General features: G+C 43.9%; 10 protein-coding genes. All 10 read left to right on the forward strand.

Annotated elements, in window-relative coordinates:
- Window positions 1-77 precede the first annotated feature (77 nt).
- The 10 genes from AB5Z01_RS00825 (at window position 78) to AB5Z01_RS00870 (ending at window position 12,099) form a co-directional block, all read left to right on the forward strand.
- Complete coding sequence (locus AB5Z01_RS00825) at window positions 78-350, forward strand: hypothetical protein (RefSeq protein WP_368365203.1); 273 nt, start codon at window positions 78-80, stop codon at window positions 348-350.
- A 54-nt stretch (window positions 351-404) separates the two neighbouring features.
- Window positions 405-3,062 carry an alanine--tRNA ligase gene (gene alaS, locus AB5Z01_RS00830; RefSeq protein WP_118156808.1) on the forward strand — a complete coding sequence of 886 codons (2,658 nt, stop codon included), beginning with the start codon at window positions 405-407 and terminating at the stop codon, window positions 3,060-3,062.
- Between the two features lie 62 nt (window positions 3,063-3,124).
- Window positions 3,125-3,466, forward strand: a complete 342-nt coding sequence (locus AB5Z01_RS00835; protein WP_022286776.1) for a histidine triad nucleotide-binding protein — start codon at window positions 3,125-3,127, stop codon at window positions 3,464-3,466.
- Window positions 3,467-3,526: 60 nt separating this feature from the next.
- Entirely contained in the window at window positions 3,527-5,527 is a 2,001-nt protein-coding gene (locus AB5Z01_RS00840; protein ID WP_368365204.1) for a ComEC/Rec2 family competence protein, read from the forward strand.
- A complete protein-coding gene (holA, locus tag AB5Z01_RS00845; RefSeq protein WP_041337271.1) occupies window positions 5,496-6,554 on the forward strand; it encodes a DNA polymerase III subunit delta in 1,059 nt (352 codons plus the stop codon). The genes AB5Z01_RS00840 and holA overlap by 32 nt, the downstream gene beginning before the upstream one ends.
- Window positions 6,555-6,557: 3 nt before the next feature.
- Window positions 6,558-7,181, forward strand: a complete 624-nt coding sequence (locus AB5Z01_RS00850; protein WP_195220265.1) for a toprim domain-containing protein — start codon at window positions 6,558-6,560, stop codon at window positions 7,179-7,181.
- Window positions 7,182-7,230: 49 nt separating this feature from the next.
- Complete coding sequence (locus AB5Z01_RS00855; protein ID WP_287215564.1) at window positions 7,231-8,562, forward strand: MBOAT family O-acyltransferase; 1,332 nt, start codon at window positions 7,231-7,233, stop codon at window positions 8,560-8,562.
- A gap of 20 nt (window positions 8,563-8,582) precedes the next feature.
- Window positions 8,583-9,680 (forward strand): DHHW family protein, encoded by a 1,098-nt coding sequence (locus AB5Z01_RS00860; RefSeq protein ID WP_041337275.1) that lies wholly within the window; start codon window positions 8,583-8,585, stop codon window positions 9,678-9,680.
- Window positions 9,681-9,789: 109 nt separating this feature from the next.
- Window positions 9,790-10,878 carry an aspartate carbamoyltransferase gene (pyrB, locus tag AB5Z01_RS00865; RefSeq protein ID WP_287215563.1) on the forward strand — a complete coding sequence of 363 codons (1,089 nt, stop codon included), beginning with the start codon at window positions 9,790-9,792 and terminating at the stop codon, window positions 10,876-10,878.
- 210 nt (window positions 10,879-11,088) lie between these two features.
- The gene (locus AB5Z01_RS00870; protein WP_368365205.1) at window positions 11,089-12,099 is read left to right on the forward strand and encodes an N-acetylmuramoyl-L-alanine amidase; all 1,011 of its coding nucleotides are present in this window, start codon (window positions 11,089-11,091) and stop codon (window positions 12,097-12,099) included.
- Window positions 12,100-12,138 lie beyond the last annotated feature (39 nt).

Consider the following 12,138-nt stretch of genomic DNA (forward strand, 5'->3'; position numbering starts at 1 on the left):
TTTATTTTATCAGATTTTTGCCTATCTCTCTTTTCTTTTTTCTTAATTTTGTCCAATATCTATTGTAGCACTACACAATGGATATTTTATTAATAAAAAAGTGCTTGACAATCGTCGTGTTATGCTTTATAATATCAATATATGCAAAATGCGGTGACGGAATTATCCGAAACAGTGTCGGTAAAGAGAAAAGGCGGTGGGTGAAAGCCTTTGCGGCAAGTTCGGTGGCTAACCTGAGCGGTGCTGAAAACAGCAACGTATGCTCTGCGTTAAAGGGCTTCGAGTGGTCGGGCGTTGAGTTCGGCAATTTGGGTGGTAACACGGAACTGTCGGTTTCGTCCCATGTTTAGGGACGAGCCGTTTTTTTATTTTGCGAATAATTTCATTTGGAAGGATCTGAATTTATGGAATGGACAGGACTTAACGAACTGCGTGAATCTTATCTAAAATTTTTTGAGAGCAAGGGCTGCTTAAGACACAAGAGCTACCCTCTAGTACCTCAGAACGATAACAGCCTGCTGCTTATCGTTGCAGGTATGGCGCCTCTGAAGCCTTACTTCACAGGTCAGGAAACACCTCCTAGAACAAGAATGACAACTTGTCAGAAGTGTATCAGAACTGGCGATATTGAAAACGTTGGTAAGACGGCAAGACATGGCACATATTTTGAAATGCTTGGTAACTTCTCATTCGGTGATTACTTCAAGAAAGAAGCCATTGCATGGGCTTGGGAGTATGTTACACAGGTACTCAAACTGCCAAAGGACAGACTTTATATTTCTGTTTATGAGGACGATGACGAGGCTGAGAAGATATGGCATGAGGACGCCGGCGTTCCAATGGATCATATCGTAAGAATGGGCAAGGAAGACAACTTCTGGGAGGCAGGAACAGACGGCCCTTGCGGTCCATGTTCAGAGATCTATTTCGACAGAGGAGAGAAATATGGCTGTGGCAAGCCTGATTGTAAGGTCGGCTGCGACTGCGACAGATACATGGAGTTCTGGAACCTTGTGTTCACACAGTTTGAAAGACATGAGGACGGCACTTATACTCCACTTAAGCAGAAAAATATCGACACAGGTATGGGTCTTGAAAGACTTGCTTCTATCATGCAGGACGTTGACTCTATCTTTGACGTTGATACAGTAAAGGCTATCAGAGATCACGTTTGTAAGATAGCAGGCTGTGAGTATGGCAAGGAGTACAAAAAGGACGTTTCTATCAGAGTTATCACAGACCATATCCGTTCTGTAACATTCATGGCATCTGACGGAATTTTGCCGTCAAACGAGGGCAGAGGATACGTTATGAGACGTTTGCTCAGAAGAGCCGTTCGTCACGGAAAGCTTCTCGGCATAAACGGACTTTTCCTCAAAGACCTTGTAAAAACTGTTGTTGACTGCAACAAGTGTGAGTATAACGAGCTTGAAGAAAAGTATGACTATATCGTAAAAGTGCTTACAACTGAGGAGCAGAACTTTAATGCCACTATCGACAGAGGTATGAAGATACTTGACGATCTTATCGCACAGATGCAGAAAGACGGCAAGACGGAGCTTGACGGTGAGAGCTGCTTCAAGCTTTCCGACACATACGGTTTCCCTATCGACCTTACAAGAGAGATCCTTGAAGAAAAGGGCATGACCTGTGATGAGGAGGGCTTTGCTGAGTGTTATGCAAAGCAGAGAGAAACAGCCAAGAACGCTCATGCTGCAACAAAGTATATGGGTGCAGACGAAACTGTTTTCCATAAGATAGACAAGAATTTCCACACAGAGTTCATCGGCTATGACAAGCTCGAGGGCGACAGCGAGATATCATTCATCACAACTGATGATGAGCTTATCGAAAACGCAAAGGCTGGCGATGAAGTATATATCGTATCTTCACAGACGCCATTCTATGCAGAGAGCGGCGGACAGGTGGGCGATATCGGTACTATCGTTACAGAAAGCGGTAAGTGCAGAGTCGTTGACACACAGAAGGTCGTTGCAGGCAAGTTCGCTCATAAGGCGGTTGTTGAAGAGGGCGAGATAGCTGTAGGTCAGAAGGCTCACTTCACTGTTGACAGAAAGACACGTTACGCTGTTATGAGAAACCATAGTTGCGCACATCTGCTTCAGGCTGCACTGAGAAAAGTTCTCGGTGAACACGTTCATCAGGCAGGTCAGCTCGTTGACGCCCACAGACTTAGATTTGACTTCTCACACTTCAACGCAATGACAGCAGAGGAGAAGCTCAAGGTCGAAGCACTTGTAAACAAGTATATCCTTGAAGCTCTTGATATAAAAATGGAAGAAATGCCTATCGCAGAAGCTCAGAAGCTTGGCGCTATGGCTCTGTTCGGTGAGAAATACGGTGAAACTGTAAGGGTAGTAACAATGGGTGACGGTGACGAAACAGCTTCTATCGAGTTCTGTGGCGGTACACATCTTGACAATACTTCAAGAATAGGTCTGTTCAAGATAATCTCCGAAAGCTCTGTAGCTTCAGGCGTAAGACGTATCGAAGCCGTAACAGGCAGAGGCGTTCTGGAGCTTGTTGAGGAAAGAGCCGCAACTATCCAGCAGGCGGCTGAAAGCCTTAAGCTTGCAAACCCACTGGACATCGTAAAGAGATGCCACACTATCATGCAGGAAGTCAAGGATCTTGAAAAGGAAAGAGACGCTTTGCAGGCTGAGATAACAAATCTCAAAACAAAGTCACTGTTCGATAATCCGTATGAGGTCAACGGCGTTAAGGTGGTCACTGCAATGCTCACAAATACAAGACCTGATATGCTCAGAAAAATGGGCGACGAGCTTAAAGCAAGAGAAGCTGACGCAGTTGCAGTTGTTGCAGGCGTTGACGGTGAAAAGGCAAACCTTGTTGTAGTTTGCGGCAAGAATGCTGTTGCAAAGGGTGCTCACGCAGGCAAGATAGCCGGCAAGGTAGCCGCACTCACAGGCGGTAAGGGCGGCGGACGTCCTGACTCTGCTATGGCTGGTATAGGCGATAGATTTAAGATAGACGAGGCACTTGACAAGGTAAACGAAATAGTTGGCGAATTTGTAAAATAATATGGGCAAAGGCTGTGCAAAATGCTGTGCAGCCTACCCCTTTTTGAAAGGTGGAGAGATAAATGGAAGATTGTCTTTTTTGTAAAATTATTTCCGGGGAAATACCTTCAAAGAAAATATACGAGGACGAGCTGACATACGTTTTTGAGGACATTGCTCCTACAGCTCCGATTCATTATCTTGTTATCCCTAAGCAGCATATTTCAAAGCTTGATGAGATAACCCCTGAGAACAGTGCAGTTATCGCACATATCTATGAAGTTATCGCAAAGCTTGCCAAAGACCTCGACCTTAAGGACGGCTTCAGAGTTGTTTCCAACTGCGGCGAGCAGGCAGGACAGAGTGTTTTCCACATTCATTTTCATCTTCTTGCAGGCAGACCACTTGCTTGGCCAGCCGGTTAAAGAAATCAAACGGGCGGGTAAATTTCTTATCCGCCCTTAGTTTTAAGGGGGACGGCGGAAGTGGTGAGAAAAAGCTGTTATATCGGCTTTTCGTATTTTGCAGGGCTGTTTCTCTGTACCATTGGCTGGGGCAGGAACAACACAGTTTTTGCACTTGCGTCAGCGTGTGTAGCCATTACAGCCTTTGCGCTTTTTAAGAGATACCAAAAGCATATAGCTCTCTGCTTTGTTTCGTTCCTGATAGCGGTGGGAGTCAATACCGCTTATACTCACATTTTCTATGATAAACTGACAGCTTTAGACGGAAAGACCGTAACAGTTAAAGGCGAGATAACCGACATAAGCTATATAGGCTCTGACACCTGTCGATTAAGTGTCAATGGTACCGTTGGGGGAGTAAAAGGCAGGCTGACCTTTTATGCAGATGACCTTGACTATGATTACTATGACAATATCGTGGCGACAGTAAAGGTCAGCAGGATAAAAGACAGCATCAATTTCAAATCAGAGCAGTATGAGCGGCCTAAAGGCGTTTTTCTCCAAGGTTCGACCGCTGAAAGCATAGAAGTCACAGGCGGCGGAAACACCATTTTACGCAGTATAATGCACTATCGTGACAAGATGTTCATGTTGATAAACGATATCATAGGCGGGGATGAGGGCGGTTTTGCCGCTGCAATGCTCTGCGGAGATAAAACTGAGCTTTCAAAGCAAACGAAGCTCACGGTCTATCGTAGTGGCATAGGTCATATATTTTCCGTGTCGGGAACTCATGTGGTCATAATAAGTGCCATGATAGGCTGGCTCATGCAGAAACTAAGCAAGGATAAGCGTGTGATATTTGCCGTCCAAACTGTGGCAATGTGGGCGTTTGCAGTCTTTGCAGGATTTTCAGTATCCGTTGTGAGGGCGGCTGTTATGCTGACCTTGGTCACTGCCGCACCGCTCCTTTACCGCAGACCAGACCCAGCAAATACTCTCTGCCTTTGCGCTGTTATACTGCTTACCCTTTCGCCCTATGCGGCGGCGGACTGCTCATTCCTGCTGTCATTCACTGCAACATTTGTGATAGGCACGGTCTGCCCGAAAGCAGCGGCACTTGTAAAGGGCAAAGGCATTTTGTACAGCCTTGAACGGCAGGCAGTAAATGCGGTGACGATACTTTTTTGCACAATGCCAGTTCAGCTAATGTTTTTCAGCGAAATATCCCTTGTTGCACCACTATCAAATATCCTGCTGGTGCCTGTCTGTACCCTTGCTCTGGGTCTGACAGTAATAACTGCGGTAACAGGCGGTGCGGCAATAATAGCCTATCCTGTGCTGACGGTGGTAAAGTATCTTCTGAAAGTCGTTCTGTTTCTTGCTGAGCTGTTTTCAAAATTCAGCTTTGCCTATCTTCCTCGTGGAGTAAGACCACTTGGCATTGTAATGCTCGTTACCTGCCTAGTGCCTGTGGCGGTCATGTTCCTGAGAAAGTCAGTAAAGCTTGGGGCTTTTTGCACTGCTCTAATGCTTGTATGTTGGACAGCGGTGTATAATTTTTCTCTTGCTTTTGGAGGCTCGGTAAAGATAGTTGTAATGCCAAAAGGAAATGCAGTGCAGGCTGTGCTGTATGATAAAACAAAAGGTATGGTTTTCGATATCGGCAGTAAGGGCAAGCTCAACAGCGGTATGGAAAGCTTTTTGGAGCTTTACGGTATAAATGAACTAAAAGGTGCGTTTATAAGCGGCGAACAGTATTACACTATAACGAAATATAACGAGCAGATGACTATACGACCTGATAGATTTTATATAAATGGCGAGCCTGATAATGACAGCGAACTGCCGTTCATGACAGGCGCACAGCTTGATTGGAACGGTGTTAAGGTAGAAGCACTGGAGGACGGATATAAAATTACAGCCGAGGGCTGTGTGGTCACTATAGAAAAAGGTTCTGTCACCATAAACGGCAGAAACCTTGACACAACAGATGAAGAATACCCATTGATGATAGATATGAAAAATTCGCAGATAAGGAGGACGGACTATGGCTTTGCTTACGGCTTCGGCTCTTGGTAAAACGATAAGAGAGAATGATATCGACAGCCTTTATTATTTTTACGGACATGATACAGCGGCACTTGAAAGCTTTACAAAAAGGCTTGTGAACAAGCTTTGCCCTGCTGACGCTCAGGTCATGAACTTTCATAAGCTTGACGGCAAAAATCTTGATTTTCCAATGCTTACAGACGCTTGCGAAGCTCTGCCTTTTATGGCTGAACGTGTGGTGGTGACTATAAACGACCTTAATATAGACGCAGTGACTAAGGACGATCTGGACGACCTGAAAAAGATCCTGGGCTCTCTTGGCGAAACCACCACAGTGATAATCTATGCCACAGGAGTTGACCTTTTCAAGAACAAAAAGTATCTTACAGACAAAAACAAGCGCTTTGCAGATTTCTGCGAAAAGCACGGCACTGTCTGCAACTTTGAATACAAAAGGGCTTCCGACCTTGGAAAGTCTATATCCACCTATCTTGCAAAAAGCGGCTGTACCATAACAAAAAGCAACGCAGAGTATCTTGCAAATCTCTGCCTTTGTGATACAGCTTTTATCAGCAAGGAGCTTGAAAAGCTTTCGGCTTATGCAGAGGGCAGGGAGGTAACAAGAGAGGATATCGACTTGCTTTGTATCAGGCGTATCGAGTCGGACGGATATTCTCTTGCAATAAATATCCTCAGAGGCAATGCGGCAATGGTCTTCACACGTTTGCGTGAACTCGATGTGCAGAATTATGAACCATATGCTATAATAGGAATAATCGGCTTTTCCCTTGCGGATATCTATAGGGCGAAGCTTGCACGTTCCTCTGGCAGGAGCGTTGCAGACGTGGCTAAAGATTTTTCCTATGCGAAGAACAGAGAGTTTGCAGTAAAAAACGCCTATTCCGAGTGCGGAAATATCTCGGCGGAGCGTATAAGAAAAACGCTTGAGATACTTTCTGAAACCGACCTTATGCTCAAAACAAGGTCACGGGGAAAAGACGGAGATATGCTCACCCTCGAGCAGGGGCTTGCAAGGTCAATGGCGTTAAGGTGTTAGTAAATGGAAAAACTTAAAATATCAAGGGCAATAATCGTTGAGGGAAAATATGATAAGATAAAGCTTTCGTCCATAGTTGACGGCGTTATAATCGTCACTAACGGCTTTCGTATCTATAAAGACCCTGACAAGGCAGCGCTTATAAGATACTATGCTCAGCATGGCGGAATAGCAATTCTTACTGACTCTGACACAGCAGGCTTTCGCATAAGAGGGCATATAAAGGGTATCGTCCCCAAAGGCGATATCGTGAACGTGTATGTTCCTGAGATATTCGGCAAAGAAAAGCGCAAAACAGAGCCGTCAAAAGAGGGCTTGTTAGGGGTCGAGGGCGTTCCTGCGGATATTATCAGGGAAGCCTTTGAAAAAGCAGGCATTATAGGTGAAAAGGTCGCAGACAGAGAACTAATGACCAAGCTTGACTTTTATCAGCTAGGTCTAAGCGGCAGAACTAACAGCAGCAGGCTCAGACAGCTTGTGTGCGAAAAGCTGTCGCTGCCCCAAAAGCTCACTGCAAACGCACTGCTTGAAGTGGTGAACACAATGCTCGATAAAGAAAGCTTGCAAGCACTCATAGAGGAATTGACCTCAGAAAACAATAAAGACAAGGAGAATAGCGTTGGTTAGTCTTGAATTTTTATATTTCTTTCTTCCTGTTTTTATGGGAGTATACGCTGTGTCAGGGGTGCGTTTCAGAAAAGCCGTGTTCCTGCTTGGAACAGTTGCGCTGTGTCTGTGGGCGTCCACCTGGGGGATAATACCAATGGCGGTGTGTGATGTTGTATCATACTTTTGCGGCAGGCTTATCCACCGCTTTGCAGACAAAAAAGGACTTAAAAGGCTATGGCTCATATTATCGGTGGCAGTAAATATGGCAGTGCTTCTTGTATTCATAAGAAGCGGTCACAGCAGCTATGACGTGACGTCTATATTCACAGGCAAAGGCGCAATGCTAAAGCTTTTCCCTGTGTGGGGAGCGGGCGTTTTCACTCTCCATGGCATTTCCTACTGCATGGATATTTATAGGGAAGAAATAGAGCTTGAGAAGAATTTTCTTTTGGTATCTCAATATATATGCTTTTTCCCATGCTTTTACTGTGGACCGATACTCAGATTTTCGGATATAAGCGAACAGCTTAGAAAACCTGTCATAACCTCTGGAAAGCTTGCAGAGGGCATAAAGCTTATGCTTATAGGCTTTGCGGAGAAGCTTTTTCTGTCGGATCCTATGTACGAGATGTGGCAGCACATAAGGGGAGTAAGTGCAGACTCGCTCTCCGCAGCTTGTGCATGGCTTGGGATAATAGCTTTCTCCTTTGCGTTCTACTATGAGCTTAGAGCTTATTCGCATATTGCACAGGGTATTGGTTCAATGCTCGGCTTTGAACTTCCTGATAACTTTGATCTGCCGTTTATGTCAGCAGGCTTCAATGAGCTTATAAAACGATTTGCCTGCACCTTTTATAGTTGGGTGAGAGATTATTTCTACAGACCTATATGTAGAAGTAAAGACAGCGTTTGCCTTTGGGCATTGATACTGTCTGTGCTTGCAGGCTCGGTTTGGTATGGCTACGGCAGACACACAATGCTGTGGGCAGCGTTTATTTGTGTTATGCTTGGAATAGAATATCTCTTGAAAAATATTCTTGCGGCTGTGCCGACATGGGTAAGATGTGCGGTGATGAATGTTCTGTTTCTTATAGGTCTGCCGTTTCTTGCGATAGACAGCCTTCCTTCAGCCTGCGGATATGTTGCCGCAATGCTCGGCGGGGGAAGCTTTGCAGGAGATGTTCTTGCATCGTATGTGATAAAAACAAGAGTTGTGATGTATCTAATCTGCGGCTTTTTTGCAACAGGTATCGGCAGATATCTCAAACGCAGGATAATGCAGCTCAATACTAATATAGTTTACATAATCGAGCCAATGCTCACTATAGGATTTCTGCTTATCAGTACAGCGTTTCTTGTGGGCGGAGGTAATTCGTCTATGAATTTATTTGTGAGATAAAATGGGAGGAGTGAACATTAATGAAAAAGGCTGCTGATTATATCGCAGTAAGCGCATTTTTTGTAATAGTCATAATGTTTGCGGCATATACTCTCGTGATGGGCAGACATGGATCTGAAAGTGAAAAGGCAGACAGTTCAGATATAAGACATAACGTTCAGACCTATGTTAGCAGTAATTTTCCTCTAAGCTCAAATTGGAAGTCGCTCAGAACGACCATGTTTGTGATGACTGGTAAGAAAAATTTTGATAATATCTATATCCTTAAAAATCGTCTTGTAGAGATCACAGATTTTGATAAGGACAGGCTTGATAAAAATATCTCGCAGATAAATGAATTTTCAGAAAACACAGATACACCTGTATATGTTATGTTAGCTCCGACTGCCGCAGGTATCTATTCTGCTAAGCTGCCTGCTTATACTTCAAACACAGACCAGCGTGAAATGATAGATAATATCTATTATGACCTGGACAGCAGGATAGACACTATAGATACGTTTTTTCCTATGTATTCTGCAAGAAATAATTACGTTTACTATCGTACGGATAGAAAGTGGACTTCCTTCGGGGCGTATTTTGCCTATGCAGACGGCATAAAAGAGCTGGGTTTTGAGCCGGTCGTTCTTTCCAATTACGATCAAGAATATACCTCAAATTCTTATTATGGGGGACTTTACAGTGAACTTTGCTATAACAGCATAGGCGCAGACAGAGTGAACATCTTCCGCTCAAAGTATAAGACCACTGTGGATTCTGTGGAGCTTTACAGAGGAGATCAGGTGCTTACCTCAAAATCTGTTTATTTTAGATCTGCTCTGAAAACAGCAGATAAAACGGCTATCTTCCTGCAAGGTGACAACTTTACTAAGGCAACGGTCAAGACAACTGCAGAGGACGCACCAAAGCTTCTTATCATCAAAGGAAGCTATGCCAATACCCTTGTGCCGTTTCTTACCCCACACTACAGCGAGATAACCTTGGTAGACCCTGACAAGCTCAAAGAGGAGGGCAAGACCCTTTCTGACGTGGCTGATACGAGTGCATATGACCAGATATTATTTATGTATGACTGCGACCAGTTTGCAGATGAAACAAATTTTGACCTGCTTAAATAATATGGGCTATGTACTTGAAAAAATGGAACAGATGTGATATAATAAAGAAAATGCCGTACAAGGATTGTGCGGCATAATGTATGTCTGAATATTTGAGAGGGTGTTTGATGTGAGTAAGCAAAAAAACAGACTTGATCTTATTGATCTTAATGACTATCCAGTATCTTGGTGGCTGAAACTTCTTGATCTCGGTCATAAGATAGTTCAAAATCCTGCCGCCTACAGCGAGGCTTGCAAGGGCAAGATAATGGGTACTCTTTTCTATGAGCCGTCAACAAGAACGCAGATGTCTTTCCAGACCGCTATGCTCCGTCTTGGGGGAACGATAATAGGCTTTGATAATCCTGCCACTTCTTCCGTTGCAAAGGGTGAGAATATCAAGGATACCACAAAGATAGTTTCCGGCTATGCTGATATCATGGTAATGCGTCACCCTACCGCTGGATCGGTAAAGGCTGCGGCACTCACTGCTGATTGCCCTGTTATCAACGCAGGCGACGGTGGACACCTCCACCCAACACAGACACTTACAGACCTGCTTACACTTAGAGAAGAAAAGGGCAGACTGGATAACCTGACCATAGGCTTCTGCGGTGACCTTAAAAACGGCAGAACAGTCCATTCCCTTATTAAAGCAATGGTATGTTTTCCAAACAATAAGTTCATATTAGTTTCAACTTCTGAGCTTGCTTTGCCTGTGTATGTAAAGGATATCCTTGAAGCGGCAGGCATGGAGTACAAAGAAGTTACCGACCTTGAAGAGGTTATCGGTGAGCTTGACGTGCTATATATGACAAGAATACAGAAAGAGCGTTTTGCTTCTGAGGAGGAGTATCAGTCTCAGAGCGGAAATTACATACTCGATACAAGAAAGCTTTCAATGGGAAAGCCTGACCTTATCGTGCTTCACCCTCTGCCAAGAGTCGATGAGATAGCTATCGAGGTGGACGACGACCCGAGAGCAATGTATTTCAAGCAGGCAAAATACGGTATGTATATCAGAATGGCACTCATACTTACAGTTATAAACGGCGATGGTGCTTCGCAGCCGCTTATGAAGGGCAGAGTGCATAAGCACATTGATTGTTCAAATCCTAACTGTATCACTCACCATGAAAAGTATCTGCCACATTGGTTCAAAGGCGACGGCACAACGCTTGTTTGCGAATATTGTGACGAGAGAACATTGGTGGAATAAAATAAGAGCTTAATGGGGTAAACAAAGGCTGTGTGTCAGTCTTTGCTTGCCCTTTTTTATTGTGCAGATAGCGTATATTAATAGACTTGTGATATGCAAAATCGTTAAAAGTAACGAAATTCTTACAATATGGTAACAAACAGTCTTGAAATAATGTTGAGCGTGTGGTATAATTAAAATGGATAAATTTTTTACAGGAGCTTTGATCTAATGAATACACTTTCAGATGAGGAGTTTGAACAGATCTACGGACGAAAGCCTGTCAGAAGGGTGAAAAAGAAAAAAATATACTGGAACAGAATTATTATTGCATTGATAATACTTATCGGCATTGTGACTGGTCTGGTAAAGCTGACAGCCTTGGTAGTATCAAAGATCAAAGGAGACGATACGCAAAAAACAAACAAGGTATTGAATAATACATCTTCTGTCGTTGTGAAGGAGGACGCTTCTTCTGCTGAGGATAAAAAAGACGAGCCTGCGAAGTATTCAAATATGGACTTTACAGTGTGTGTTGACGCAGGTCACGGTGATTATGACGGCGGCACAACTGACGCCTCAGGAAAAAGATATGAAAAAGACGATAACTTAAAGGTCGCACTTGAGGTGCAGAAATATCTTGAAAAATACGGCGTCAATGTGGTGATGATAAGAGATGATGACTCTTTCCTTGAGCTTGACGAAAGATGTGCAAAGGCAAATAACGCCAAGGCTGATATGTATGTTTCACTTCACCGGAACAGCTATGACGGTGATATTTCGGGAGTTGAGGTTTGGGTGAACAATTCTGAGCCTGAATATGACACAAAGCTTGCACAGAATATACTTGATGATCTTGAAAAGGTAGGTATATCTGAAAATAGAGGAGTACAGTATGGCTACGTTGGCAATTCCGGTGTAAACTACTACATAAATGCCGACACTGTTATGCCAAGCTGTCTTGTGGAGCTTGGATTTATAACCGAGGATATCGACAATAAGCTTTTTGACGAACACCTTACCGAGTATGGACAAGCTATTGCTGATGGTATAGTTCAGACAGCTGTTGATGTTGGTCTTGTTGATGAAAGTGGCAAAAGACTTATGTCTGAGCAGCTTATCTCACCTGAGAAGCCTGTGAACAATAAGGATTCTTCATCTGCGGCTGACGCTATGACAACGCCGATGGAGACGGATTCTTCTGCTGACGTTTATAATACTCAGGAAAACGAGTGGTATTGATAACAAAAAAATAAAAGCGAACACAGTTCGTTCCTGCTA

The sequence above is a fragment of the Ruminococcus sp. RTP21359st1_H3_RTP21359_211015 genome (genome assembly GCF_040909065.1).
Classification (GTDB): Bacteria; Bacillota; Clostridia; order Oscillospirales; family Ruminococcaceae; genus Hominimerdicola; species Hominimerdicola aceti.